This window comes from Humidesulfovibrio idahonensis (assembly GCF_054657715.1).
In genome coordinates this window covers 1-25,249 of the sequence record NZ_BAAHYE010000003.1, presented here as the reverse complement: position 1 = coordinate 25,249, position 25,249 = coordinate 1, and the positions used below count along the sequence as shown (strand labels likewise).

At 66.3% G+C, this 25,249-nt stretch carries 20 protein-coding genes and 1 tRNA gene; 13 read left to right on the top strand and 8 right to left on the bottom strand.

Annotated features, from left to right (window positions below; all coding sequences use genetic code 11):
* Positions 1 to 45: 45 nt before the first annotated feature.
* From der to ACYQ4W_RS06895, 3 genes are all read left to right on the top strand, one after another.
* Positions 46 to 1,533 carry a ribosome biogenesis GTPase Der gene (der, locus tag ACYQ4W_RS06905; protein WP_459854533.1) on the top strand — a complete coding sequence of 496 codons (1,488 nt, stop codon included), beginning with the start codon at positions 46 to 48 and terminating at the stop codon, positions 1,531 to 1,533.
* A 76-nt stretch (positions 1,534 to 1,609) separates the two neighbouring features.
* Positions 1,610 to 1,703: transfer RNA gene (locus ACYQ4W_RS06900), tRNA-Ser, on the top strand.
* A 623-nt stretch (positions 1,704 to 2,326) separates the two neighbouring features.
* On the top strand, positions 2,327 to 2,752 hold the full coding sequence (locus tag ACYQ4W_RS06895) for a universal stress protein (protein ID WP_459854530.1): 426 nt from the start codon (positions 2,327 to 2,329) through the stop codon (positions 2,750 to 2,752).
* Between the two features lie 173 nt (positions 2,753 to 2,925).
* Here ACYQ4W_RS06895 and ACYQ4W_RS06890 read toward each other — a convergent pair whose 3' ends face one another.
* Positions 2,926 to 3,603, bottom strand: coding sequence for a hypothetical protein (locus ACYQ4W_RS06890; protein WP_459854528.1), 678 nt, complete (start codon positions 3,601 to 3,603; stop codon positions 2,926 to 2,928).
* A gap of 264 nt (positions 3,604 to 3,867) precedes the next feature.
* Between ACYQ4W_RS06890 and ACYQ4W_RS06885 the strand changes: the two genes are divergently transcribed.
* The 3 genes from ACYQ4W_RS06885 to ACYQ4W_RS06875 all read left to right on the top strand — a co-directional run bounded on the left by ACYQ4W_RS06885 (position 3,868) and on the right by ACYQ4W_RS06875 (position 8,656).
* Entirely contained in the window at positions 3,868 to 5,091 is a 1,224-nt protein-coding gene (locus tag ACYQ4W_RS06885) for a type IV pilus twitching motility protein PilT (RefSeq protein ID WP_459854525.1), read from the top strand.
* A gap of 219 nt (positions 5,092 to 5,310) precedes the next feature.
* Positions 5,311 to 7,980, top strand: coding sequence for a PAS domain S-box protein (locus tag ACYQ4W_RS06880; RefSeq protein ID WP_459854522.1), 2,670 nt, complete (start codon positions 5,311 to 5,313; stop codon positions 7,978 to 7,980).
* Between the two features lie 85 nt (positions 7,981 to 8,065).
* A complete protein-coding gene (locus ACYQ4W_RS06875; protein ID WP_459854520.1) occupies positions 8,066 to 8,656 on the top strand; it encodes an O-methyltransferase in 591 nt (196 codons plus the stop codon).
* A gap of 60 nt (positions 8,657 to 8,716) precedes the next feature.
* Here the strand turns inward: ACYQ4W_RS06875 and ACYQ4W_RS06870 are convergent, their stop codons facing one another.
* From ACYQ4W_RS06870 to ACYQ4W_RS06845, 6 genes are all read right to left on the bottom strand, one after another.
* Entirely contained in the window at positions 8,717 to 9,625 is a 909-nt protein-coding gene (locus ACYQ4W_RS06870) for a helix-turn-helix domain-containing protein (protein WP_459854518.1), read from the bottom strand.
* On the bottom strand, positions 9,573 to 9,965 hold the full coding sequence (locus ACYQ4W_RS06865) for a cupin domain-containing protein (RefSeq protein ID WP_459854515.1): 393 nt from the start codon (positions 9,963 to 9,965) through the stop codon (positions 9,573 to 9,575). The genes ACYQ4W_RS06870 and ACYQ4W_RS06865 overlap by 53 nt, the downstream gene beginning before the upstream one ends.
* Positions 9,966 to 10,051: 86 nt before the next feature.
* Positions 10,052 to 10,912 (bottom strand): bifunctional methylenetetrahydrofolate dehydrogenase/methenyltetrahydrofolate cyclohydrolase FolD, encoded by an 861-nt coding sequence (gene folD, locus ACYQ4W_RS06860; protein WP_459854512.1) that lies wholly within the window; start codon positions 10,910 to 10,912, stop codon positions 10,052 to 10,054.
* Between the two features lie 210 nt (positions 10,913 to 11,122).
* Positions 11,123 to 11,716, bottom strand: coding sequence for an OmpA family protein (locus ACYQ4W_RS06855; protein WP_459854510.1), 594 nt, complete (start codon positions 11,714 to 11,716; stop codon positions 11,123 to 11,125).
* A gap of 16 nt (positions 11,717 to 11,732) precedes the next feature.
* A complete protein-coding gene (locus tag ACYQ4W_RS06850) occupies positions 11,733 to 12,263 on the bottom strand; it encodes a FecR family protein (RefSeq protein WP_459854508.1) in 531 nt (176 codons plus the stop codon).
* 69 nt (positions 12,264 to 12,332) lie between these two features.
* Positions 12,333 to 13,154, bottom strand: a complete 822-nt coding sequence (locus ACYQ4W_RS06845; protein ID WP_459854506.1) for a prepilin peptidase — start codon at positions 13,152 to 13,154, stop codon at positions 12,333 to 12,335.
* Positions 13,155 to 13,302: 148 nt separating this feature from the next.
* Here ACYQ4W_RS06845 and ACYQ4W_RS06840 point away from each other — a divergent pair, with 148 nt between their 5' ends.
* From ACYQ4W_RS06840 to ACYQ4W_RS06820, 5 genes are all read left to right on the top strand, one after another.
* Positions 13,303 to 14,622 (top strand): phenylacetate--CoA ligase family protein, encoded by a 1,320-nt coding sequence (locus ACYQ4W_RS06840; RefSeq protein ID WP_459854504.1) that lies wholly within the window; start codon positions 13,303 to 13,305, stop codon positions 14,620 to 14,622.
* A 73-nt stretch (positions 14,623 to 14,695) separates the two neighbouring features.
* Positions 14,696 to 16,339 carry a sialidase family protein gene (locus ACYQ4W_RS06835; protein ID WP_459854501.1) on the top strand — a complete coding sequence of 548 codons (1,644 nt, stop codon included), beginning with the start codon at positions 14,696 to 14,698 and terminating at the stop codon, positions 16,337 to 16,339.
* The gene (locus ACYQ4W_RS06830) at positions 16,336 to 17,262 is read left to right on the top strand and encodes a class I SAM-dependent methyltransferase (RefSeq protein ID WP_459854499.1); all 927 of its coding nucleotides are present in this window, start codon (positions 16,336 to 16,338) and stop codon (positions 17,260 to 17,262) included. Before ACYQ4W_RS06835 ends, ACYQ4W_RS06830 begins: the two co-directional genes overlap by 4 nt.
* Positions 17,263 to 17,740: 478 nt before the next feature.
* A complete protein-coding gene (locus tag ACYQ4W_RS06825; RefSeq protein WP_459854497.1) occupies positions 17,741 to 19,408 on the top strand; it encodes an NAD(P)/FAD-dependent oxidoreductase in 1,668 nt (555 codons plus the stop codon).
* 128 nt (positions 19,409 to 19,536) lie between these two features.
* Positions 19,537 to 20,469 carry an SAM-dependent methyltransferase gene (locus ACYQ4W_RS06820; protein ID WP_459858503.1) on the top strand — a complete coding sequence of 311 codons (933 nt, stop codon included), beginning with the start codon at positions 19,537 to 19,539 and terminating at the stop codon, positions 20,467 to 20,469.
* A gap of 77 nt (positions 20,470 to 20,546) precedes the next feature.
* On the opposite strand, the gene ACYQ4W_RS06815 is transcribed toward ACYQ4W_RS06820, so the two are convergent.
* Positions 20,547 to 22,472, bottom strand: coding sequence for a HAMP domain-containing methyl-accepting chemotaxis protein (locus ACYQ4W_RS06815; protein ID WP_459854495.1), 1,926 nt, complete (start codon positions 22,470 to 22,472; stop codon positions 20,547 to 20,549).
* A 182-nt stretch (positions 22,473 to 22,654) separates the two neighbouring features.
* Here ACYQ4W_RS06815 and ACYQ4W_RS06810 point away from each other — a divergent pair, with 182 nt between their 5' ends.
* Both ACYQ4W_RS06810 and ahcY read left to right on the top strand, forming a co-directional pair.
* A complete protein-coding gene (locus ACYQ4W_RS06810; protein ID WP_459854493.1) occupies positions 22,655 to 23,566 on the top strand; it encodes an ArsR/SmtB family transcription factor in 912 nt (303 codons plus the stop codon).
* Between the two features lie 34 nt (positions 23,567 to 23,600).
* Entirely contained in the window at positions 23,601 to 25,019 is a 1,419-nt protein-coding gene (gene ahcY, locus ACYQ4W_RS06805) for an adenosylhomocysteinase (RefSeq protein ID WP_459854490.1), read from the top strand.
* Positions 25,020 to 25,249: the final 230 nt, after the last annotated feature.

The window sequence follows — 25,249 nt, the reverse complement described above, 5'->3', positions numbered from 1 at the left end:
CCCCTGCATCGAGGGGGGCCCCGGCTGGGCATCTGGAAACCGACCATGTTGCCCATCATCGCTCTTTTAGGCCGCCCCAACGTGGGCAAAAGCAGCCTGTTCAACCGCCTTGTGCGGCAGAACAAGTCCATCACCCACGACCTGCCCGGTGTGACGCGCGACCGCGTGTACGGCGAAATGTTCGAGGACGACCTGCGCGTCGCCATCATCGACACCGGCGGCATGCTGCCCGACGCCGACGAGGGCGGCATGGACAAGTTCGTGTTCGAGCAGGCCGCCGAGGCCTTGTTCGAGGCCGATGTCGTGCTTTTTGTGGTCGATGGCCGCGAGGGCATGACCGGGCTGGACCAGGCCGTGAGCGAGAAGATCCGCGCCTCGGGCAAGCCTGTGCTGCTTGTGGTGAACAAGATCGATGGCCCGGAAATCGAGGCCAAGGCCACGGCCGACTATCACGGCCTGGGCTTCGAGATCGCGCCTGTTTCCGCCGCGCACGGCTATGGCCTGAACGATCTGCGCGCCCGCGTCGCCGAACTGGCCCGGCCTTTCCTCAAGCCCGAGCCTGTGTACGGACCGGAGCAGGGGCTCAAGCTCTGCATGCTTGGCCGCCCCAACGCGGGCAAGTCCTCGCTGGTCAACGCCCTTGTGGGCCAGGCCCGGCAGATCGTCAGCGACATCGCCGGCACCACCCGCGACAGCGTGGACATAGGCTTTGAGCAGAACGGCCGCCGCTACACCTTTGTGGACACGGCAGGCGTGCGCCGCCGTGCGTCCATCACCGACCATCTGGAAAAGCTCAGCGTGTTCCGCGCCCTGGCCTCGAGCAAACGCGCGGACGTGACCATCCTCGTCCTCGACGCGGTGGAGGGCTTGAGCCACCAGGACAAGCGGCTCATCGCCTATCTGGCGGAGCAGCGCACGCCCTTCATGGTGGCGGTGAACAAGGTGGACCTGGTGCCGAAGGAGCGCATGGACGCCCTGCGCGAGGCCTATGGCGAGGCTCTGCGCATCTGCTCCTATGTGCCGGTGCTGTATCTTTCCGCCCTCACCGGCGCGGGCACGCACAAGATTCTGCCCCTGGCCGAGGAGATCCGCCGGGAGTGCATCATCCGCATCGGCACCGGGCAGCTGAACCGCGCCATGGCCGAGGCCACCACCAAGCATCAGCCGCCGGTCATCAAGCGCCGCCGGGCGAAGTTCTATTATCTCACCCAGGCCGACGAGGACCCGCCGATGTTCGTGTTCTTCGTCAACGACGCGGACCTGGTGCCCGATGCCTACGGCAAGTACCTGGAGAACCAGCTGCGCAAGCTGCTCGGCATCAAGAAGGCCCCGCTGGCCGCCGTGTTCCGCTCCAGCCACGAGAAGAAGGAGCCGGAGCGCGTGCTCAAAACGCGTCCGCCGCGGCTTGGGCGCTCGCGCCGCGACATGGACGGCGCCGCAAGGACCGACAAGGCCAAGACTTCGGGCAAGGCCTCGGCTTCGGGCAAGGCCTCGGCTGGATCCAAGACGGCGGCTTCGCGGAAGAAGGGTTGATTTCGCGTAACGTCTTGACATTCTGCGCCGCGAAAGGGTAAAGGGTTCGTCCGCGGCCGCAAGGAAGCGATTGATTGGAGAGGTGGCCGAGTCGGCCGAAGGCGCTCGCCTGCTAAGCGGGTATAGGCCTTAAAAGCCTATCGAGGGTTCAAATCCCTCCCTCTCCGCCAGTAAATTCAAGGGGTTGTGGTTTATGCCGCAACCCCTTTTTTTGCGCCAAAGCGCAGGGCGGCGCGGCACTAGGCACCCTGCACCGTACCCTTTGTCGTGTCGCGCGACATTTACTTTTGCCCCCGGCGACGCTTACTTTTATTCAACCGGCGCGCAATTCGGCACTACTCGCCAGCATTCTCCTCGCACGATTGACTGCCCTCGGCTTGGCAAAAGGCTCCTGCGGGATTTCTGCGGGTCAACGTCAACCGGCGCGCAATTCGGCACAACCCGAACGCAGTGGCGCGACATTTACTTTTGCCCAGCCGCACCTTGCAACTCTTCCGCGCACACCACACAGAGGCACACTCCAGGCAGAGCAGCCAGACGCTTCGCCGCGTATTCCGCGCCGCACGTCGTTCCATCCTGGTCCGCGTTTGCCCTGGCCGGCACTTGTCTTGTGCTTGTTCACGCGCAGCGGTGCAGAGGAGCGCAAGGGCCTAGGGGGCCGCGCAGGACGAATGCGCGCCCGCGCGAGACTCCGATGAAGGAGGCGGGGAGGCTGCATGGCGCGCGTCTTGACTCATGCTGCCGGGTGGGGCATTCCCTTGCCATGACTGGACAAGGAAAAGGGGAGACTGCGGTGCTGACCTTCAAAAAGATTCTCGTGCCCATCGACGATTCCGAACACTCCAAGAACGCCTTTCGCTACGCCATGGGCCTGGCCCAGACCCAGGGGGCGCACGTGGCCCTGCTGCACTGCTACGGCCGCATCCCCATGCTCATCGGCGGCGAGGCGCGCGAGAACCTCGTGCGCGAGTATGTCCGGGAATCGGAAAAGCTGCTGAATCCCTATGCGAAGAAGCTGCGCGAGGTGAACTGCGAGCCCGCGCTCATCATCAAGGAAGGCCGTCCCGGCGATGTCATCGTGGGCGAAGCCAACGGCGGCGGGTATGACCTCATCGTCATGGGCTCGCGCGGGCTTTCCGACCTTGGGGGCATGATCATGGGCAGCGCCGCGCACAAGGTGCTTTCCGCCGCGGCATGCCCGGTGCTGCTCAGCCGCTGAGACCGCCCGGCTGATGGCTGGCTTTGGCCAGCGCTTTGCCCTCGCTCCGTTGCGATTGCGCCGTTTTCGGCGTTCCACTTCCGGTGCTGCGCTTTGTGCGGCCCACACCACGCGCTGACCAAGACTGCCAGCCTGCCCGGTTCTCGATGGGGCCGGGCGTTTTTTTGAGTGGCTCAGGCCCTGGGCGCATCGTCGGCGAAGAGCAGTTCGGCCTGGTCGATGACATCCTGGTTGGCGTAGTCCGCTGGCGAAGAAATGACGCTGCTTTCGGTGTACTTCAGCGCCGCGAGCAGCGCCCCGGCCTTGCCCTCGCTGTCCTTCTGCATCGAAGCCTGCAAATCCTCGCAGATGTAATGCGCGCAGCGCGGCGACTTGAACAGCCGCAGCGTGCAGCCGTCGTGCGCCAGCAGCGAGCAGTAGCCGGGGCGGATGGTGCGCTCTGCGGCCAGGTTGTGCGTGGACTCGAGCTTTTGAAGCTGGCCGATCATGTGCGCCATGTGCAGTGCGGCCGGGGAGTTGTGCGAGCTCATCAGATCCGTCACGTTCATGATGACGAAATGATCGCGGTTGCAGCAGCCCGCGGGCGGATTGGGGCAGTGCCCGCAGCAATAGCCGCGCGCCCCGCGCTCCAAAATGGCGTCCACCTGGCGGATGTACAGCGAGTATGCGATGACCTGCCTGCGCACGTTCTGGTGCCGTCCGCCAAGATGCCCGCTCAGGCGTTCTATCTGGTTGCTGCTGTTTTGGTCCGTCAGAAAGGGGTATGGCTTGTTGGCCAGGGCTTCAAGGTCGCCGTCAACGGCGCTGTGGTCGTTTTGCGCAAGATCGGAGAGCCAGCTTTCGATGGGCATGGGGGGCCTTCGGGTTACCCGGCGCAGTCGGCGTGCGGGAGTACAGGTCGCCCAGGCCTTTGTGCGGAAACGCTACGCTGTCCGCCGCTGAAAGGAAATGGAAATATGGCGCGGCTATAGGCATTCCCTTGCGTCCTATCGGAGAGGAGAGTAGCTTCCCCTCCGCAACGCATACGTACTTTTGAACCGGCCACGTTCGGGAAAGAGCTTTTCGCCCGTTTCCGGCTATCACCAATACAATGACTTTTTTTAGGACAGCCGCACATGGAAACGTTCACCAAGATCATCGACGCCTGCTATGAAAGAGGCTTTTCCGACCTGCACATAACAGGCGGGCACCCGTTGGTTTGCCGCCGCGACGGCGAAGTGTTTTTTCAAAAGCAGCATGTGCTGACGCCGGAGTACGTCGACGCGCTGGTGGAGTCCATTTTGAATCCGCGCCAGAAGCGGCAGCTCAAGGAGCAATGGGCCACGGACCTCGCGCTTTCCGTTTCGGGCAAGCGGCTGCGCATCAACGTGTTCAGCGCGCACCGGGGTGTGAGCCTGGCCATCCGGTTTTTGCCGAGCATCATTCCCGACCTCGACAGCCTGAACCTGCACCCGTCCCTGCGCGATTTCTGCAGCGTCAAGTCCGGCCTGCTGGTCATCTGCGGCTCCACCGGCAGCGGCAAAACAACCACCATCGCCGCGCTCATCAACGAGATCAACAATTCCAGGGCCTGCCACGTGCTGACACTGGAAGACCCCATCGAATACCTGTTCACCTCGAAAAAGGCCTTCATCGAACAGCGCGAGCTGGGCAAGCATTTTCATACCTATCAACACGGCCTGCTTGATGTGCTGCGCCAGGCCCCGGATGTCATCGTGGTGGGCGAAATGCGCACGGCTGAAACCATCCAGCTGGCCCTGGACGCTGCGGAATCAGGGCATCTGGTCATCAGCACCATGCACGCGGGTTCGCACGAGGAAGCGGTGCAGCGCATGTGCAACCTCACCAGCTCCAACGTGAACGAGCACACCCGGCTCCAGCTTTCGCAGAGCCTGGCCGGCATCATCAACCAGCAGTTGCTGTACATGCCCAAGCTCCGCTACTCCGTCCCGCTGCTTTCCGTCATGCGCAACACCAGGGCCATCAGCACCCTCATCCGCGAGAACAAGCTCTCGCAGCTCGACGGCTACCTGGAGACCTGCAAGGACAAGGGCATGTTCACCTTCGCCGCCTACCGCGACGACTATCTGGCCACCCGCAGGCAGTACCATGCCCCGGTGAAGCAGAGCGCCGCCGCGCCGGCCTGCACGCCCGAAGAATACACCTCTCGGATTTTCAACTACGACTCCACCCCGGAGCTGCGCACGGAAGAGCCTGCCGCGTTCGCTCCTCTTGAGAGCGCCCCGCTGGCGCCGCTGCTGGACGAAAGCGTGCAGGGCGGCGCGGTGCGGCACGACATCGAGGACTACATTTCGAAACTGGAAAGCCGCTCCGTCTGATTGTCGCGCAGCACCCCGGATCGTCTGGCTGTTCGGTCCGGCCATCGCAAAGGCTTCCCGCAAGGTGTTTCTCTGTCCCTGATCCGGCCGCGCTGCATTGTCCGCTGCCGCATGGCTTGCCACAAGGCCGCTGCTGCCCTATAGGAAAAGTACTGATTAATCCGCGTCATCCTGCCCCCACAGCATGGCGCCAGGCGGCATGATGCCGACGGGGTGCAGATGACGTTCGAGTTCCGCCGTTCCAGCTTTCCCCGCTGGGCGCATTATCTGCTGGCTGTGGTGATTTCCTGTGGGGCTCTTGCCGTGCGCATGGGCCTGGCTGAAAGCTACGGCAACCGCCCGCTGCTCATCCTGTTCATGGTCCCCATCATCTTCTGTTCCCTGACAGGCGGCCTGGGGCCCGGGCTCTTGTCCACGGCCATAGCGGCGCTTGGCATCGACTATCTGGCCGTTCCGCCCGTGGGCAGCCTGCGCATTGCGACCATGCACGACTTTGCGCAGTGGATGGCGCTGGTCGGCTGCGGCGTGCTGGTGAGCGTCATGAGCGGGCGGTTGTTGCGCATAAGCGGCGTGCTGCAGGAGAGCGAGGCCCGTTACGCCTCGTTGTTCAATTCCATGATCGAGGGCCTCTGCGTGCTGGAGCTTGTGCGCGGCAACGACGGCGCGCCCGTGGACTACATCGTGCACGAGGTCAACCCGGCCTACGAGTCCATTCTTGGCGTACGCCGCGAGAAGGTGCTGGGACGCCGGGTGACGGAGATTTTCGGGTTCACCGTGGCGCCCGATCTTGAAATTTTCGCGGCCTTGCTCAAGCAGCAGCGACCCGTGAAGTTTGAACGCACCGTGGCCGAACTGGGCAAGTCCTTGAGCGTCTCCGCCTTCCCCATGGCGGGCGATGTTTTTGGCGTCATTTTTCAGGATGTCACGGCCACGCAGCAGTCCGAGGCGGCCCTGGCCGTGAGCGAGAGCCGCTTCCGCGACCTGTTCGACCGTTCGCCCATACCGCTGTGCTTTGCCGATCATGAGCACCGGTTCGTGAGCCTGAACAAGCGCTTCGTGGCCATCTTCGGCTACACCATGGAAGAGGTGCCGACGGTTGAACGCTGGTGGGAACTGGCCTATCCGGACCCCGCGTACCGGCAGATGGTGCTCGACACCTGGGGAAAGGAAATCATGGCCGCGGAGCGCAACGCCTCCGAGGTTTCGCCGCGGGTCTACCAGGTGACGTGCAAGAACGGCGAGGTGCGCGACTGCATCGTTTCCGGCATCGCCACCTCCGGCGGATTCATGGCCACCTTCGACGACGTGACGGAGCGGCTGCGCGCGGAGGAAGCCCTGCGCCAAAGCGAGCTCAAGTTCCGCACAGTCGCCGACTTTACCTACGACTGGGAGTACTGGCGCGACTGCGACGGCAACGTCATCTGGGTCTCGCCCTCGTGCGAGCGCATTTCCGGCTATGCCCCGGCCGAGTTCATGACCGACCGCGAGCTGACCTTGCGCATCGTGCATCCCGACGATCAGAAACGCTTCGCCGAACACCTGCACAACGTGGATGACACCCTGCAGCCGCCCAGCAGCATGGATGTCCGCATTGTGACGCGCACCGGAAAAACCATTTGGGTCAACCACAAGTGCGAGAGCATCGCCCGCGAGGACGGCACCCCGCTGGGCCGGCGCGTCTGCAACACGGACATCACCAGCCGCAAGGGCATGGAGCTGGCCCTTGAGGAATCGAAGAACGTGGCCGAGGCCTCCAGCAAGGCCAAGGGCGAATTTCTGGCCAACATGAGCCACGAGATACGCACGCCGCTCAATGGCATGCTGGGCATGCTCCAACTGCTGCAGGGCGGCGCGGACAAAGACGACCAGCAGGAGTTCGTCGCCATGGCCCTGGATGCGGGCAGACGTCTGCTCGGCCTGTTGAACGACATCCTCGATTTCTCCAGCATCGAGGCCGGGCGTTTGGCCCTGCACAGCGCGCCGTTGCAGTTGCAGGATGTCTTCGACTCCGTGGACAAGCTGTTCCGGCTGGCTTGCACGCCCAAGGGCCTGGAACTCAGCTTCCGCATCTGGCCCGGCGTGCCGCCCGTGCTTGTGGGCGACGAAGCGCGCATCCGGCAAATCTTATTCAACATCGTGGGCAACGCCATCAAGTTCACCCAGACTGGCGGGGTTCATGTGGAGGCCTGGATCGACCCCGGCCCCGGGCTGGCCGGCCGGGTCAGGCTGCATCTCGCCATCAGCGACACGGGCATAGGCATACCCGACGAGCAGGTGGGCTACGTGTTCCAGCGCTTCACCCAGTCCGACGCCAGCTTCACCCGCAGGTACGAGGGCGCGGGCCTCGGTCTGGCCATCGTCAAGCGTCTGGTGGCCCTCATGGACGGCACCATCCTGGTGGACAGCGAAATGGGCCGGGGCACGACCATCCATCTGCAGCTGACCCTCGACGTGCCCGCCCTGGCCGAGTCCGCCGCGCACGCCGCCCACCAGCCGGACTCCAAGCTCGTGGGGTTGCGCATTCTGCTGGCCGAGGACGAGGCCGTGAGCCGGCTCGCCATGCGCACCATGCTGACGCGCATGGGGCACGAGGTGCAGGCCGTGGCCAATGGGGTGGAGGCCGTGCAGGCCTACGGGGCGCGGCAGTTCGACTGCGTGTTCATGGACATCCAGATGCCGGAGATGGACGGCGTGGAGGCCACGCGGCGCATCCGCGCCCTGCAGACCCTGTCCTCCCGGGAGCGTGTGCCTGTCATCGCCCTGACCGCCTACGCCATGCCGGGCGACCGCGAACGGTTCATGGAAGCGGGCATGGACGGCTACGTGGGCAAGCCCGTGCAGGAGCCGGAACTTGCCGAGGTGCTTGCTCCGCTGACGCGATTGAGCTGATTCCCCCCTTTTCGCCGGAGCGGATTCCGGGTACACACGCGGCAGCGCGACCGCGCACAGCAAGCCCATACCCGGAGGTTCCCCCATGTTCAGAAATATCCCCCAGGCCATTGAAGTCACTCAGGGCCACTTGAAAGCCCTGGAAGCCTGGCGCAAGGCCCAGGGTATGGACCGCGCCCGCCTGCTGCGCCAGATTCCGCCCGAGACCGGCAAGCTTCTCGCCATCCTGCTGGCCAGCTGTCCCGCGGGCGACGCGGCCGAGGTGGGAACGGGCGCCGGGTATTCCGGCCTGTGGCTCGCCCTCGCGTGCCGCGCCACGGGCCGCAAGCTCACCACTTTCGAGCTCGATCACTCCAAGGCCGAACTGGCCCGCCAGAGTTTCAGCGCCGCGGATGTGCTGGACGTGGTGGAACTGCGAGAAGCCGACGCCCTGGAAGGCCTCAAGTCCTTGTCCAACCTTTCCTTCTGCTTCATAGACGCCGAGCGCGACATGGCCCGCGCCGCCTACGAAACGGCCCTTGCCGCCCTGCCCGCGGGCGGTCTCATCGCCGTGGACAACGCCATCAGCCATGCGCAGGAGTTTCCGGAGTTCCTGAACGACGCGGAGATGGACCCGCGCGTGGACGCGGTCATCGTGCCCATCGGCTCCGGGCTCTTGGTGTGCCGCAAGGTCTAGGGACAAAAGCCGGGGCCTGAGGCCCGACGTCCGTCGCGGCCTTGCCGTAGGCGGGGGTGCTTACATCAGTTCGCCGCCGCGCGCCTTGTGGGCGCTGGCGTATTGCGCGGGGGTGAAGCCCACCAGCCGGGTGAAGTGCCGGTGCATGTGGCTCTGGTCGCAAAAACCGGCGGCCAGGGCCGCGTCCGTCAGGCTTGCGCCCGCGCGCAAGAGCGCCTTGGCCCGGCGCAAACGCCGGTGCGTCTGGAAGGCGTGGGGCGGCAGGCCCACCAGCCGGGTGAATGCCCGGTGCAGGGCGTACATGTCCGCGCCGCAGGCCTCGGCCAGGGCGGGCAGGCTCAGGCTTTGCCCCGGGTCGGCCTCCAGGATGTCCATGGCTCTGCGCACCGCCCGGACCCAATCCGCGTCCTCCGCGCACGTGCGCCCCTTGGCGCCGCCTTTCCCCATGTCCTTGGCGCGGGTCGCACCGGCCTGATCGCCCAGCCGCTCCAGCGCGCAGGCCAGCAGCGACTGGCGCTCCAGCGCGCCCGCCTTGGTCTCGCACGCCTCCGCCAGGTGCAGCAGCGCGCGCGTCAGCTCCGCGTCCTCGATGCGCAAGGGCAGATCCGCGCAGTTGCGCAAGCGCTCCGGCAGGGCGGCCGTCTCCAGGCTGAAGACCAGATACGAACACGGGCCATGCTGCGGCATGCACAGGTGCGCCGTGCCGGGCGGCAGGGCGAAAACCTCTCCCGCTTGCACCAGCACCGCGCCCCTGGCGGTCTCCATGCGCCGCGTCCCGGCCGTCACCACGCCCACGATGAAGGAATCATGGGCATGGCGCGGCTGGGCTTCCGTGTTTTTATGGACGAGCGAGAGCGTCAGCCCCGGCAGGTCGGCGGGGCAGACAAGACGCGCAACGCGGGCGTCCGGGCCCTTTTCAGAGCAGCGCCGGCGCGAATTTGGCGAGGATGTAGAGGTCTTCTCCGGCATCGGCCCTCACGCTGTGCGCCACGCCCGCCGGGATGAGCCCGCAGGCTCCCGGCTCGTAGCGCACGCTCTTGGCGGCGAGCAGGCAATCGCCCTTGCCGCGCAGCACCTCGTGCAGCTCCAGGCTGCCCGCGTGCGTGTGTTCCTCAAGGCGGCAACCGGCCTCCACGCGCACCAGGTGCGCGCTCAGGGCGCCGCCGGTCTGCGCCCCGGTGACAAGATGCTTCAGCGCCACGCCCGGAAAGCTGGGGTGCGGGTTCCAGGGCAGGGCGGCCAGGTCCGTGTCCGCCTCCGGTGTGGCGAGGCGGACGGTTCCGGGCAATTGCGAAAGATCGGCGTTCATGGGGGCTCCTTGGGTTGAGGTTGGCTTGGCGCTTCCTCTTTGCCAAAAGCCCCTGCCGCGGTCTTGGACGTTTTTGCAGCGCGGGCTTACGCGCCCACGTGCTTCTTGTACGCCGCCACGGAGTTCATCAGCAGCATGGCCCGGGTCATGGGGCCGATGCCGCCGGGAACAGGCGTCATGGCGCTGGCGCTGGCGCACAGGATTTCGAAGTCGCAGTCGCCCACCAGGCAGTCGTCCACGCGGTTGATGCCCACATCGATGACCACCGCGCCTTCCTTGACCATGTCGCAGGTGATGAACTTGGGCTTGCCGATGGCCGAAAAGATGAAGTCCGCGCGCTTGCACTGCTCGGCCAGATCCGGCGTGCGGGAATGGCAGAGCGTCACCGTGGCGTCGCCGAAGCGGCCCGGCAGAGAGAGCATGATGGACAGCGGGCGGCCCACGATGTTGCTGCGGCCCACCACCACGGCGGTCTTGCCCTGAGTGGGCAGGTCGTAGCGGCGCAAAAGCTCGATGACGCCGGCGGGAGTGCAGGGCTGCAGGCCCGGCAGGCCCAGGGCCAGCCGCCCGACGTTTTTGGGGTGGAAGCCGTCCACATCCTTTTCCGGATCAATGCGCTCCAAAAGCGAGCGGCTGTCCAAGCCCTTGGGCACGGGCAGTTGGAGCAGCACGCCGTCAACGGCGGGGTCGGCGTTGAGCCTGTCGATGATGGCTTCAAGCTCGGCCTGGGTTGTTTCCGCTCCAAGGCGGTGCGGGAAGGAGACGAAGCCCACCTCGGCGCAGTCGCGTTCCTTGTTGCGCACGTAGACCTGAGAGGCCGGGTCTTCGCCCACCAGGATGACGGCCAGGCCCGGGGCGCGGCCATGTTTGGCGGTCAGCTCGGCCACTTCGGCCTTCAGTTCGGTGCGGATGGATTGGGCGGTCGCTTTGCCGTCGAGCAGAATCATTGGGGCCTCCGGGCGTGGGGTGTTGCTGGCTGGCGCATCCCGCGCCGCGCGCAGGCAATTTACGGCAAAGCCCCGCGCTTGTCGAGGGCGCTCAAGACGTTGCGCTGGCTAGGGCGTGGCCGCTGCGGGAGTCAAGAAGACAGTCCCTGAGGCCTGCGAAAGCAGACGTATCGAAGGCGCATGCCGTTCTGGCCGGTGAAGCGGCCCGGCTTACCGGACGGTGACCTCGACCCGGCGGTTTTGCGGCTCGTTTCTGCGGTTGCTGACCACAAGCGGGTTGGCCGAGCCGTGGGAGGTTATCTCCATGTCCGCGCGGACCATGCCCGCCTTTTCGAGCATTCTGCTCACGAACTCCGCGCGGCGGCGCGAAAGGTCGATGTTGAAGTGCTCGTCGCCCTGGCGGCTGGCGTGGCCCACCACGGCGATGTCCTTGGAGGCGCGCTCTTTGGCGGTCGCCAGCACCTGCGGCAGCAGGGCCTGGGACTCCGGGGTGAGCTTGGTGCCGTCGTTTTCGAAGTACAGCACGAACTTCACCGGTTTGCTGGGCAGGGCGCGCTCGGCAATGCCGAAAAGCTGCTCCTGCTCCTGGGCGCTCAGCAGCTCCGGCGCGGTGGGCGCTGTCCTGGGGGCCACGCGCGTTGCCGTGCCCGCTGCATTCAGCGTCTGCGCGCCCTGTTCATTGCGCACATCAACCACGCCCACATGTCCGTCGGGATCGGGCAGGAGGAGCACCACGTTTTTGCTTTTGCCGCCGCAGGCGCTCAAGGCAAATACCGCAAGAACGAGCAGGGGCAGGTGTTTCATTTTCACCCTATTCATCCTAGCGCGCCTCCCCAGCCGCGGGTGCGGCCTTGGCGCTGTCTTCCTCGACGCCTTCCTCAACGTTCACAAGGAAGTGCGTGCCTCGGATGCCGATGGTCGCCGTGGGGGTCTGCACCTTCACCGCATCGGGCGAGAGTTTGGCTATCTCTCCGGTGACGCAGGCGGCGGAACCCTTGGCGACGCGCAGCACGGAGGCCAGCGCGCCCTTTTCCGGCGCGAAAAGAAAACGCTCCACCACGAGCTTGCTGGAGGGGCCCAGGGACAGCGTGGAGTTGTCGCGCAGCACCAGGCCGAGGGAACTGCCCTTGCCCGTGGTCAGCACGTCTTTTTCAAAGATGCGCTCGCCGGGCGTAAGCGGCGTTGGGGCCGCGCCATTGCGCAGCACAAGGGCCTGGCCGGTGACGGATTTGACGCTGCCGGCCGGTGCATCTCCGGCCGCGAAGGCGTTTGCGGCGCAGAGCGCAAGAAGCGCCAGCGCCACGGCGACCGTGAATGCGGCGCGGAATTTTGCCTGCAGGATGAAGCGCATGGGTTGTCCTCCACGTTGAGAAAAATACGCGGCGAAAAAGGGGAAGTCAACGCGGCGGCGAGAAAGCCGCTACGGCAGCGGCAGCCCCAGCCACCAGTGGAAGAGATGCGGCCCGGCCAGCAGGTAGCCCAGCGCGCCGGCGCACAAAAACGGTCCAAAGGGCAGGCGGGTGCGCAGGGCGCTCTCGCTGTCCTGGCTTCCGCGCATGGCCGCTATGCCAGCGGGCAGCGCCAGGCTGGCCCCGGCAAAAAGGATCACCGGCACGGCGGCGGGGCCAAGCAGCGCGCCGAACAGCAGCATGAGCTTGGCGTCGCCCAGGCCCAGGCCGTCCACGTGGCGGATGCGCCGGTACGCCTCGGCCAAGAGCCACAGCCCGCCGCCTCCGGCCAGGGCGCCATAGAGCGCCTGCTGCCAGCCTATGCCCAGGGTCCACAGGGGGGGCAGCAGGGCGGAGCAGACAAAGGCCAGGGCCGCGCCCGGCAGGGTGAGGATGTCCAGCAGCAGGTAGGTCTGAAGGTCGATGAGCGAGAGCACGAGGCACAGGGTGGCGAAGCACAGCGCCGCAAGCAGGTGCGGCGTGGGGCCGAACACCGCGCCCGCCGCAAGGGCGAAGGCGGCGCTGGCCAGCTCCGTGAGCGGGTAGCGGGCGGGAATGCGCCCGCCGCAGAAACGGCATTTGCCGCACTGGAGCAGGTAGCCCAAAAGTGGGATGTTCTCGCGCCAGGTGAGGGGGTGGCCGCAGGCGGGGCAATAGGAGCGCGCAGGGGAAAGCACGCTGCCGCCATGGGCCAGGCGGTGCCCCGCGCAGGTGGCGAAGCTGCCCAGGGCCAGCCCCGCAAGCACGCAGAGGGCGAGAAAGAGGACGTTGGCCGTGAACAGTGCTTCGGGCATGGGCTCCTTGGCGCGGGCGCGGACTTGCCGAACGGCGCGTTCTGCTGCATGATGCGCCGGGCCGGTGGACCCAGGCGCCATGAGGCCAGCTAGCGCATTTTGCTACCGTCCACAAGCCCGGAACAAAAGCCGCACCCAGGGGGAGACCATGTCCAAGACCGCTCGTTTCATCCCGAAACTCACCGCCGACGAGATCCACGCCACGCAGCTGGCGGGACTCAAGTGGACGCTGGGCCACGCCTATGCGGGCAGCCCGTTCTATCGCGCCCGGCTGGATGAGGCGGGCATCGCCCCCTCGGACATCAAGAGCCTGGACGACATCACCAAGTTTCCCTTCACCACGGCCCATGACCTGCAGACCGGCTACCCTCTGCCGCTGCTCTCCGTGCCGGAAGAGCGCGTGGTGCGCATCCACGGCTCCAGCGGCACCACGGGCAAACGCAAGATCCTCACCTACACCCAGAAGGACATCGACGACTGGGCGAACATGTTTGCCCGCTGCTACGAGCTGGCCGGGCTCACCGTGCTGGACCGCGTGCAGATCTGCGTGGGCTACGGACTGTGGACGGCCGGCGCGGGCTTTCAGCTCGGCTGCGAGCGTTTCGGCGCCATGGCCCTGCCCGTGGGCCCCGGCATGCTCGACATCCAGCTGCAGATGCTCACCGACCTGGGCACCACCTGCCTGTGCTCCACGGCCAGCATGGCCCTGCTGCTGGGCGAGGAGGTGGAGAAGCAGAACCTGCGCGACAAGCTCAAGCTCAAACGCGCCATCTTCGGGGCGGAGGCCCATTCCCCGCGCATGCGCCAGCGCTTCGAGGAAGCCCTGGGCCTTGCGCACAGCTTCGACATCTCCGGCATGACCGAGATATACGGTCCCGGCGCGGGCATAGAGTGCGAGGCGCACCAAGGCATCCACTACTGGGCCGACATGTACATTCTGGAGATCATCGACCCCGAGACGCTTTTGCCCGTGGCCCCTGGCGAACTGGGCGAAATGGTCATCACCAGCCTGCGCAAGGAAGCCAGCCCGCTCATCCGCTACCGCACGCGCGACATGACCCGGCTCATCCTCGGCGCGTGCCCCTGCGGCTGCGGCATGCCCCGGCACGAGCGCATTCAGGGCCGCAGCGACGACATGATCATCTTCCGCGGGGTGAACATCTACCCCGGCCAGGTGGCCGCCGTGCTGGAGACCCACGCCGAGCTGAACAGCGAATACCAGATCGAGCTTTCGCGCGTGGACGGCCTGGACCACATGCTGGTGCGCGTGGAGAAGCGGCCCGGCGTTTCGCCCGCAGCCGGGGCGGAGGGCTGCTCCTGCGTGGACGAGAACCTTGCCCGCGCCGTGGCCGACGACATCCGCAGCCATATTTTGGTGCGCAGCAAGGTGGAGGTGCTGGAGCCCGGCACCCTGCCGCGCAGCTTCGCCAAGACCAAGCGCGTTATCGATTCCCGCGACAAGGACTAAGCGCGGGAAAAAGAACGCCGCACAACGGCCGACCGCGGAACGCCGGGCGCGCCGCAACCTTCGGAGGACTCTCATGCCGAGCCTCGACGCCCTGGCCGACCGGCACGTGGTCATCGACCGCCGCACCGGCCATTACCTGTGCTTTCCCGACGTGTGCGCGGCCGGCGACGGCACGCTGCTCTGCGTCTACAACGAATTCGACCGCCACGTAGGCACCCGGCGCAGGCTGCTGCTCAAGACCAGCAGCGACCACGGCCGCACCTGGAGCGGCCGACGGCTTCTGCGCGCCGATGATTCCCACTGTCCGCGCATCTCCGTGCTGCACGACGGCCTCATTTGCCTCCTCGACGACGCCGGGCCGGTGATTTTGTGGAGCACTGACAACGGCCTCTCCTGGGCGCAGGCTCCCGGCGCGGGCATCCAGCACGGCTTGACCGACCGGGCGTTGGAGTTGGGCGGGCAGACGCTCTTCACCACCGGGCACCAGCACCGGGGCAACCAGCCCCGCGCCAAGATCCGGCAAGCCCCCAGCGAGCAGATGGCCTATATTTCCCGCAACCTGGGCCGCAGTTGGGAGGCCTTCTCCGTCATCGCCAACGAGAAGTGTTTGGTGTTGTGCGAGGCCTCGGTCATCCGCCTGCCGGAGCGCGAGAACATTGCCGCGCCGAATGGCGCTGATTCCTCCGCTTCCGCGCCCGGCTCCGCGCCCCTTTCAGCGCCCGCCGCCGCGCCCCGGCTCCTGGCGCTGATGCGCGAGAATTCCTTCGTGGGCGAGCCCATGTACTACTGCATCAGCGAGGACGGCGGCAGCAGCTGGAGCGCGCCGCTGCCCACGCCGCTCATCGGCCACCGGCCCACCCTGGGCTGGACGCGCTCCGGCCGGCTGCTCGTCACCTACCGCGACGTGGGCCCGGACCCCGGCACCAAGGCTTGGCTAGGCGACCTGGACGAGCTGACCTCGGACTTCGCCGTGCACGGCCTGCACCGCGCGCCGAACACCGCCGTGCTCACCCCGGACGGCCTGCTTGTGAACAGCGCCGAGGGCCAGGACGAAATGGTGCGCTACTTCTTGCGGCCCATGACCGACCCGGAGTTCGCCCGCGCGGAGTTCGAGGCCGAGGTGCTGGTGCGCCACGCGGACGAGGACGGCTGCGGCATCCGCCTGGGCGTGTGGTGGAAGCTCTACCCGGACAGCATAGTGCCCGACGCCACGGACGCCGAGGGCAACGCCGGGGCGGTTTCGTGGCGGCCGGATTGCTGGCACACCGTGCGCATCGTGTACGAGCGCGGCCTGTGCAGCCTGTTTGTTGACGGCGAGCCGCGCGGCGAGTACCCGGTGGATCCCCTGGACGGTGACACGCGGCCCATCCTCGTGGGCGCTGTTTCGCGCAAGGCCGCCAACGGCTGCGAGGCGGTGTGGCGGCGCATGTCGCTCGACATCAGCGAGCCGCGCCTGGGCCGGGAGTACTCCTGGCGCTGGGACCATGCGGAAGGCTTGCCCGACGCCTACATCGACGCCCATGTGCTGGAGCTGAAGAACGACCGCAAGGCCAGCCCGGCGGACTTCGGCTACTCCGGCTGGGTGGAGACGGCGGACGGCGAATTTCTTTGCGCCTACCATCACGGCGGCGGCGCGGAACCCGGCTATGTGCCCGGCGAGAGCGCGCATGTGCTCGGCACCTGGTTTAACGAGGAAGATTTCGGAGTGCTTGCGTGACCACCATCCCCATCATCGCCCCTGAATGGCCGGAGTACGAGCTCATCGACTCCGGCAACAGCCGCAAGCTCGAACGCTTCGGCAAGTATTTGATCGTGCGCCACGAGCCCAAGGCCTGGTGGCGGCCTGCGTTGCCGGAATCAAACTGGGCCGCGGCCCACGCCACCCAGGACGAGGAGGGGCAGCTCGTCATCGGCAAGGGCCTGCCCAAGACCTGGCCGCTGACCCTCGACCTTGGCCAGGCTCCCGGCGGCAAAAAGCCCCGGACCATCACCCTGGAGGCGCGCGTGGCCGAGACCTCGCGCCACATCGGCCTGTTTCCGGAGCAGGCCCCGCACTGGCGGCTCATCGCCAAGCTCGGCGCGGAGCTCTCCCAGGGCGTGCGCACGCCCGAAGCCCGTCCGCGTCTGCTGAATCTTTTCGGCTACACCGGGGCCGCCAGCCTGGCCGCCCAGGCCTCCGGCTTCGCCGCCACCCATGTGGACGCCTCGCGCCCGGCCATTGCCTGGGCCAAGCGCAACCAGGATCTTTCCGGCCTGAGCGACAACCCGGTGCGCTTTCTGCTCGACGATGTGATGAAGTTCGTTGCGCGCGAAAAACGCCGGGGCAACCGCTACCAGGCCATCCTGCTCGATCCGCCGTCCTTTGGCCGCGGGCCGAACCGCGAGGTCTGGAAGGTGGAGGGCATGGTGCGCGACCTGCTTGCGGACTGCCGCGAGCTGCTGGCCGACGATGCGCGGCTGCTGCTTTTGACCATGTACAACATCGAGGCCTCGGCCCTCATGCTCGGCAATCTTTTGGACGACGTGCTGCGCGGCCTGCCCGGAACCATCACCGTGGGCGAGCTGGCCGTGCCGCACACCGCGCCCGGAGCCGCTGCGCGGTTCTTGCCGCGCTCGCTTTTCGCCCGGTGGGAAAGGTAGCGCCACGTCCCACGGGGAGGCATTGTTCCAGGGCTTCGCGGACCGGTCGATTCCCTCGGGGAGGCGTTTTACGGGTGCGGGGCACTGCTTGCCGCATCGCCGCGATGTGAACCGGCGGCGCCAGCGGGCGAATTGAAGGAAAACGAACGGCCCGAAGGAACAGTTCGAAAGACCGCCTCGAATGACCTGACCGAAGGGACGTTTTGAGGGAACGGTCCCAAGGTGCAGCTCGAACAGGCAGCTCGACCGGACAGTTCGCTCGGGCAACTCGAACAGGCAGCTCGAACGGGAAGCTCGACCGGTCAGCTCGAACAGGCAACTTGAAAAATTTCGTCCGGCCCGCCTCTGCCGCCATCGCAGGTCAGGCCATGCAGATCCGGCTCGCGCGGCGCAATGGCGGCCATCGGACTTCGCGCCTTTTGCCGGAACCCGTGGGTGAAGCCCCTGCGCTTGTCTTTCTCTAACCAACAGGATTCCCATGCTCCGACTGACCGACATTCGCCTTCCCCTGCCCGATGGCCCGGCCCACGCCGAGGACGAGCTGCGCGCCGCCGCTGCGGAGCGCCTCAATATTTCCGCGAGCGGCATCGCCGAACTGCGGCTGGTGCGCCGCTCGCTCGACGCGCGCAAGAAGAACGCCGCCGTGTTCTTGTACAGCCTGGACGTTCTGTGCGCGGAACAGCAGGACGAGGCGCGGGTGCTGGCCCAGGCCGGTCCCGGCGTGGCGGTTGTCGAAGAGCGGCCGTATCGTTTCCCGGTCGAGGCGCCAACGGGGCTGAAGGCTCGGCCTGTGGTCGTGGGCGCTGGTCCGTGCGGTCTGTTCGCCGCTTTGGCGCTGGCCCGGGCCGGGTTTGCGCCCATTTTGCTGGAGCGCGGCCAGACCATCGAGGACCGCGCCAAGGTCGTGGACGCCTTTTGGCGTGATGGCGAGCTCTTGCCGGACTCCAACGTGCAGTTTGGCGAGGGCGGCGCCGGGGCGTTCTCAGACGGCAAGCTCACCACGCAGATCAAGGAGCGCCGGGGCCGTTGCCGCAAAATTCTGGCCGAGCTGGTGGAGCACGGCGCGCCCGAGGAGATTTTGTGGCGCAACCGGCCGCACGTGGGCACGGACCGGCTGCGCGGCGTGGTGGCGGGCATCCGCGCCAGCATCCTGCGCCTGGGCGGGCAGGTGCGCTTTGGCGCGCGGGTGGAGGGGCTCTTGGAGCGCCAGGGCCGCGCCACGGGCGTTGTGCTGGCCGACGGCGAGGAGATCGCCGCTTCGTGCGTGGTGCTGGCCGTGGGCCACAGCGCCCGCGACACCTTCGCCATGCTGCACGCGCGCGGCCTGCGCCTGGAGCAGAAATCCTTCGCCATCGGCTGCCGCATCGAGCACCCGCAAGCGCGCATTGACCGCGCCCAACTGCGCGACCTTGCAGGGCATCCGGCCGTTGGTCCCGCCGACTACAAGCTGGCGCACCAGGCGGGCAACGGGCGTTCGGTCTACACGTTCTGCATGTGCCCTGGCGGGCAGGTCATCGCGGCATCGTCCGAGCCGGGCGGCGTGGTGACCAACGGCATGAGCCTGCACGCCCGCGACGGCGAAAACGCCAACAGCGCGCTGCTGGTGGGCGTTGGGCCGCAGGACTTGCACGGGGCGCATCCTCTGGCCGGTGTGGATTTTCAGCGCCAGTGGGAACGCCTGGCCTTTGAACTGGGCGGACGCAGCTACAAGGCGCCTGCCCAGAGCGTGGGCAACTTCCTGGCCGCCCGCGCGGCAAAGCGCCTGGGTGGCGTGGTCCCCAGCTATGCGCCGGGCGTGGTGCCCCAGGACCTGCGCGGCTGCCTGCCGGACTACGTGTGCGCGGCCATGGTCGAGGGCATACAGGTGTTCGACCGCAAGCTGCGCGGCTTCAACGATCCCGACGCCGTGCTGACCGGTGTGGAGACGCGCTCGTCTTCGCCGGTGCGCATGCTGCGCGGGCCGGACATGCAGAGCGTGAGCCTGCCTGGCCTGTTCCCGGCGGGCGAGGGCGCGGGCTATGCCGGGGGCATCATCTCCAGCGCGGTGGACGGTCTGCGCGTGGCCGAGGCCGTGGCCCTGACCCTGTGCGGCCAGCCCGTGGGCGACCTGGACGGCCCGGCTGCCTGCGCAGCTGCGGAGGCCTGATGGGCAGGCAGAAAAGCGGGATGAAGCACGGCCCGGCGAACGGAATGGCGAGCGAGATGACGGACGAGATGAAGGGCGGGGAAAGGGAAGAGTGGCTCTACCCCCTGCCGGAACGCCAGCCGGAGTGGATGCGCGAGGGCCCCTTCACGGGCTATCTGGCCGCGCCGGGCTTCATGGCCGAGCTGTTGGCCGAGCTTGACGTGGAAGGTCCTGCCGGTGCCGGGCACTTGGTCTTCGGCGACATGGTTTTTGTCCGCAAGCCCAGGCCCGCCGTCTGGGCGCAGAATGTTTGGCAGGACGCGCGCCTGCTGCCGGCGCCGAGCATCGGCCTGGGGGCCAAGGCCCTGCGCGAGATCCAGCGCAACTGGTGGGCGCACCCGGTGCGCCTGGCCCGGCGCGCCGCGCTCATCACCGAGAAGCTGCCCAAGGTCACGGCGCGGCCGCAGATTTTTGGCGAGCCCGCGCCCTCGGCCCCGCTGGGCTCCTTCACCCTGTGGGACGAGACGACGCTCATCGCCGCGCCGCAGTGCACAAGTCCGTACCCGGACGGCCAGGTGCGTTTTGTGGAGGACCGCCTCTCCGCGCCCAGCCGGGCGTACCTCAAGCTCTGGGAGGCGCTGACACTCGTCGGCGTGCTGCCGAAGCCCGGCGAGCTGTGCCTGGATCTGGGCTCCTGCCCTGGCGGCTGGACCTGGGTGCTGGCCAGCTGCGGCGCGCGCGTGTTCAGCGTGGACAAGGCGCCCATAGAGCCGAAGATCGCGGCCATGCCCGAGGTGGACTTCTGCCAGGGCTCGGGCTTCGGCCTGGAGCCGAAAACCGCTGGCGGGCCAGGGGCGCGTGTGGACTGGCTCTGCTCGGACATGGCCTGTTACCCGGCGCGGCTGCTGGAGCTGGTGACGCGCTGGCTGGAGGCCGACGCCTGCCGGAACTTCGTGTGCACCCTCAAGTGCCAGGGCGAGACCGACCACGAGACGATTCAGGCCTTTGCCGCCATTCCGGGCTCGCGCGTGCTGCACCTTGCGCACAACAAGCACGAGCTCACCTGGGTGCTCATCCGCTGAACTTTTGCGCTTAAACGAAAAAGGGCAGGGGAGCGTGAACTCCGCCTGCCCTTTATCGGCCTGCTCTCGCGTTGGGATCAGAACTTCTCGAAGCCCTTGTCCTCGGGCGTTTCCACCTCGACCTCAAATTCCTCGTCGTGGGCGGGAGCGGCCTCCAGTGCCAGCGGCTTGCCCTGGCTGCGCATGTCGCCCAGCTTGAAGAAGTGCATGACCTGGGTGAGGCGCTGGGCTTGGGCTGCAAGCTCTTCGCTGGTGGAGGCGGTCTCCTCCGAAGCCGAGGCGTTCTGCTGGATGACCTGGTCGAGCTGCTGGATGGCCTTGTTCACCTGCTCCGCGCCGGTGCTCTGCTCGCGGCAGGCGGCGCTTATCTCCTGCACCAGTTCGCTGGTGCGCTCAATGTCCGGCACGATGGTGGCGAGCATGCTGCCCGCCTTTTCGGCCACGGCCAGGCTGGCAGCGGAGAGCTGTCCTATCTCGCCCGCGGCCGCGCCGCTGCGCTCCGCAAGTTTGCGCACCTCGGCCGCCACGACGGCAAAGCCCTTGCCGTGCTCGCCCGCGCGCGCCGCCTCGATGGCGGCGTTCAAGGCCAGCAGGTTGGTCTGCCGCGCAATCTCCTCGATGAAGCCGATCTTTTCCACGATCTGGCGCATGGCGTCCACGGTCTGGGTCACGGCCTGACCGCCCAGGCGCGCATCGTCGGCGCTCTTCTTGGCCAGGGATTCGGTCTGCAGAGAGTTTTCCGCGTTCTGGCGGATGTTGGCCGCCATCTCCTCCACGCTTGAGGAGATTTCCTCAACGCTGGCGGCTTGCTCGGTCGCGCCCTGCGACAAGGTCTCGCTGGAGGCGGAAAGCTCCTCCGAGCCGGAGGCCACGGATTCGGCCGAGGCGTTGACCTGCAGAACCACGGAGCGCAGGCGTCCGGCCATGTCCGTGAGGGCCGCGGCCAGCGCGCCCACCTCGTCCTTCTGGTCCACGTCGATGCGCACGTCCAGGTGGCCGTCGGCCAGATGCTTGGCGAACTCCAGCCCCTTGCGGACAGGGCCGGATATGGCGCGTGTGATGAGCACGGCGGCCAGTGTGCCGAGGATGAGGGCCAGGATGGCGCCGATGGTGAGGATGCTGCGCGACCAGGCGATCTCGCTGAACATCTTGTCCTTCATGTCCTCGCGGGCCGATTCGCAGACCTTCTGCATGTCGCGCGCGCTTTGGATGAGCTGCGCGTCCATGGCCTTTTGCTGCTGCACGGCCAGCACATAGTCCTGAATGCTCTTGAGGTAGGCCTTTGTTTCGAGCAAAATCTTGTCGACCTGGTCGATGTTCTCTTTGTTCTTGAAGCGGCTTTTGAGGTTATCTCCAAGGGTGATGACATTGCCGCCGATCTCAAGCACGCGCTTCGAAAAGGCTTCGTCGCCGCTTTGCAGAAAATACAAGGCGGTGACGCGCATGTTGTACAAGCTGGCGACAATGACGCCCGCATCGGTGAGCTTGCCTATGCGGGAGTCCAGGCTTGCGGCGGGGTGCTTGGCGTTCACCTCGCCGGTGAGTTCCTGCTTCTGGTCCTGCTGCAGGGCCTCGGCGCTGGCAAGGGCCGCACGGCCAGCGCCGCCCATGGCCTCCTGCAGCTTCACGCGCTGCATGTCTCGTTCAACATAGCCCTTGAACGCGGCCTCGTAGGCTTTTGTCGCGGCCAGCACCTGGGTCATCTGCTCTTGATTCTTTGGATCTTTGAACTTGGCCTTGTAGGTTTGCGCCTTTTCCAGAATGCCGGCGACATTCTTCGCGACTTCCTCCTGGCTCTTCTGGTCGCGCCGGATCTGGAAGTTCTTTTCATGGCGGCGGGTTTCCAGAACCATCTTGATGATGTCGCCCATGCCGTCGGCCTTGTCCACCCGGTCGAGTATGGATGACATGCCGGTCCAGCTGATGATCGCCAGGAGGGCGGTGAGGGAGAGCACCACTCCGAAGCCGATTCCGAGCTTCATGGCCAAACGTAGATTTTTCATAGTGTCCTCCCGAAATGTTGGCTATTTTAAACCAATACAATATTCTTGTGTTTGACGCAAGGAGGTGGAGCGGCCTTGCGCGCATCCATCCCAGGCATGCGGCGAAAAGCGCTTGACGTGTGACGCGTGGCCCGCTATTCAATCTTTGCATCAAGATATGTTGATATAGGCATGGAAGGCGCATGGATCTGCTTCGCATCCACAAGGCCCTGGCGGACGAGACCAGGCTTCGGCTCACGGCCGTTCTGCTCGCGTTCGAGCTGAACGTCGGCGAGCTCGTGGCCGTGTTCGGCATGGGCCAGCCGCGCATTTCGCGGCACCTCAAGGTGCTGGCCGACGCCGGATTACTGGAGTGCCGCCGCGAGGGGCTTTGGGCCTTCTACCGCGCCGCGCGGCAGGGAGAGGGCAGGCGCTACCTTGATTGCAACGCGCCGCTGTTTGCCGCCATCCCTCAGCACGCTCAGGACCACGAACGGGCCCTGGCCGCCGTGCGCGAGCGCGTTCTCGCCACGCGGCGGTTTTTCGACGCCGTGGCCGGGCAGTGGCGCGACCTCTCCCGCGAGATGCTGGGCGATTTCGATCTGGCCGAGGAGCTTGCCGGGCGTCTGCATCCCGGCATGATCGCGGCGGACCTGGGCTGCGGCCCGGGCGAGCTGCTGGCCCGCCTGGCGGAGACCGCCCGGCAGGTCATCGGCGTAGACGGCTCCCAGCGCATGCTGGACATCGCCGCCGCGCGCCTGGCCGACCGGCCGAACGTCAACCTGCGCCTGGGCGAACTGGAGCACCTGCCCCTGCGCGAGGCCGAGGTGCAGGCCGTGACCCTTTCCCTTGTGCTGCACCATGTGAACGACCCGCAGGCCGCCCTGGCCGAGGCGCGGCGCGTGCTGGCCCCGGGCGGCGTGCTGCTGGTGGCCGAGTTTGACCGCCACGACAACGAGGCCATGCGCGTCAAATACGGCGACACACGGCTGGGCGTGGACGAGAAAACGTTGTATGACTGGCTCCAAACGGCTGGGTTCGTCCCGCGCCGGGTGGATGCTTTCCCCGTAAACCAGGGACTTACGGTGCTCATCGCCGAGGCGGCGATTGCCTAAGCCGAAGTCCGAGAACCTTTTGGAGGAGAACCCGATGCTCGCACTGGATCCCAAGCTGAAATTCCGCGTTGCCGACATGGCCCTGGCCGAATGGGGCAAGAAGGAGATGCAGCTCTCCGAGAACGAGATGCCCGGCCTCATGGCTTTGATCAAGAAGTACGGCAAGAAGAAGCCCCTCAAGGGTCTCAAGATCATGGGCTCCCTGCACATGACCATTCAGACCGCCATGCTCATAGAGACCCTGGCCGCCCTGGGCGCCGACCTGCGCTGGGCCTCGTGCAATATCTTCAGCACCCAGGACCACGCCGCCGCCGGCATTGCCGCCAACAAGACCGCGGCCGTCTTCGCCTGGAAGGGCGAGAGCCTGGAAGAGTACTGGTGGTGCACCGAGCAGGCCCTCACCTGGCCCGACGGCTCCGGCCCGGACCTCATCGTGGACGACGGCGGCGACGCCACCCTCATGATCCACCAGGGCGTGAAGTGCGAGAAGGACCCCTCGCTGCTCAAGAAGAAGGTCGACAACAAGGAATTCCAGATCATCATGGACCGCCTGGCCGAGGGCTACAAGCTCGACCCCAAGAAGTGGACCAAGATCGCCGCCAAGGTGCGCGGCGTCTCTGAGGAGACCACCACCGGCGTGCACCGCCTGTACGACATGGAGAAGAAGGGCGAGCTGCTCTTCCCGGCGTTCAACGTCAACGACTCCGTCACCAAGAGCAAGTTCGACAACCTTTACGGCTGCCGCGAGTCTTTGGCCGACGGCATCAAGCGCGCCACCGACATCATGATCGCCGGCAAGGTCAGCGTCGTGGTGGGCTACGGCGACGTGGGCAAGGGCTGCGCCCAGTCCATGCGCGGCTTCGGCTCCCGCGTCATCATCACCGAGATCGACCCCATTTGCGCGCTGCAGGCCGCCATGGAAGGCTACGAAGTGATGCCCATGGAGAAAGCCTGCGCCCTGGGCGACATCTTCATCACCGCCACCGGCAACTTCCATGTCATCAACGGCAAGCACATGGAGAAGATGAAGGACGAGGCCATCCTCTGCAACATCGGCCACTTCGACTCCGAGATCGAGATGAGCTTTCTGGAGAACGATCCCAAGTGCAAAAAGCTTGAGATCAAGCCCCAGGTGGACAAGTGGACCCTGCCCAGCGGCAAGTCCCTCATCGTCCTGGCCGAGGGCCGTTTGGTGAACCTGGGCTGCGCCACCGGCCACCCCAGCTTCGTCATGAGCAACTCCTTCACCAATCAGGTTCTGGCCCAGCTCGACCTGGCCGCCAACACCTACGAGCCCAAGGTCATGATTCTGCCCAAGAAGCTCGACGAGGAAGTGGCGCGCCTGCACCTGGAGCGCCTGGGCGTGGAGCTGGACAAGCTGACCAAGCAGCAGGCCGAGTACCTGGGCGTGCCCCAGGACGGCCCCTACAAGGCCGACCACTACCGCTATTAGAAGAGAGAGGGATTTTCCCGGGGGGAATGATTCCCCCCGGGCCCCCTCGGGCAAGCACAAAGCCCCGGGATGCGAAACCGCATTCCGGGGCTTTGTGCTTGTGGAAAAGCAGACGACGGTTTGTCTGTGGGCATTGCCCAGCGAAATGTCCCAGCCCGCGCACGCGCGGGCTGGGACATTTCGCTGGCATGAGGGGTCCGGGGGGATCATCCCACCGGCCGCCGGAGGCT

Coding starts and splice junctions, on each gene's coding strand:
- der (WP_459854533.1), top strand. CDS start 46: ATGTTGCCCATCATCGCTCTTTTAGGCCGCCCCAACGTGGGCAAAAGC.
- ACYQ4W_RS06890 (WP_459854528.1), bottom strand. CDS start 3,603: ATGCCCATCGAAAGCTGGCTCTCCGATCTTGCGCAAAACGACCACAGC.
- ACYQ4W_RS06885 (WP_459854525.1), top strand. CDS start 3,868: ATGGAAACGTTCACCAAGATCATCGACGCCTGCTATGAAAGAGGCTTT.
- ACYQ4W_RS06880 (WP_459854522.1), top strand. CDS start 5,311: ATGACGTTCGAGTTCCGCCGTTCCAGCTTTCCCCGCTGGGCGCATTAT.
- ACYQ4W_RS06875 (WP_459854520.1), top strand. CDS start 8,066: ATGTTCAGAAATATCCCCCAGGCCATTGAAGTCACTCAGGGCCACTTG.
- ACYQ4W_RS06870 (WP_459854518.1), bottom strand. CDS start 9,625: ATGCCGGAGAAGACCTCTACATCCTCGCCAAATTCGCGCCGGCGCTGC.
- ACYQ4W_RS06865 (WP_459854515.1), bottom strand. CDS start 9,965: ATGAACGCCGATCTTTCGCAATTGCCCGGAACCGTCCGCCTCGCCACA.
- folD (WP_459854512.1), bottom strand. CDS start 10,912: ATGATTCTGCTCGACGGCAAAGCGACCGCCCAATCCATCCGCACCGAA.
- ACYQ4W_RS06855 (WP_459854510.1), bottom strand. CDS start 11,716: ATGAAACACCTGCCCCTGCTCGTTCTTGCGGTATTTGCCTTGAGCGCC.
- ACYQ4W_RS06850 (WP_459854508.1), bottom strand. CDS start 12,263: ATGCGCTTCATCCTGCAGGCAAAATTCCGCGCCGCATTCACGGTCGCC.
- ACYQ4W_RS06845 (WP_459854506.1), bottom strand. CDS start 13,154: ATGCCCGAAGCACTGTTCACGGCCAACGTCCTCTTTCTCGCCCTCTGC.
- ACYQ4W_RS06840 (WP_459854504.1), top strand. CDS start 13,303: ATGTCCAAGACCGCTCGTTTCATCCCGAAACTCACCGCCGACGAGATC.
- ACYQ4W_RS06835 (WP_459854501.1), top strand. CDS start 14,696: ATGCCGAGCCTCGACGCCCTGGCCGACCGGCACGTGGTCATCGACCGC.
- ACYQ4W_RS06825 (WP_459854497.1), top strand. CDS start 17,741: ATGCTCCGACTGACCGACATTCGCCTTCCCCTGCCCGATGGCCCGGCC.
- ACYQ4W_RS06820 (WP_459858503.1), top strand. CDS start 19,537: ATGCGCGAGGGCCCCTTCACGGGCTATCTGGCCGCGCCGGGCTTCATG.
- ACYQ4W_RS06815 (WP_459854495.1), bottom strand. CDS start 22,472: ATGAAAAATCTACGTTTGGCCATGAAGCTCGGAATCGGCTTCGGAGTG.
- ACYQ4W_RS06810 (WP_459854493.1), top strand. CDS start 22,655: ATGGATCTGCTTCGCATCCACAAGGCCCTGGCGGACGAGACCAGGCTT.
- ahcY (WP_459854490.1), top strand. CDS start 23,601: ATGCTCGCACTGGATCCCAAGCTGAAATTCCGCGTTGCCGACATGGCC.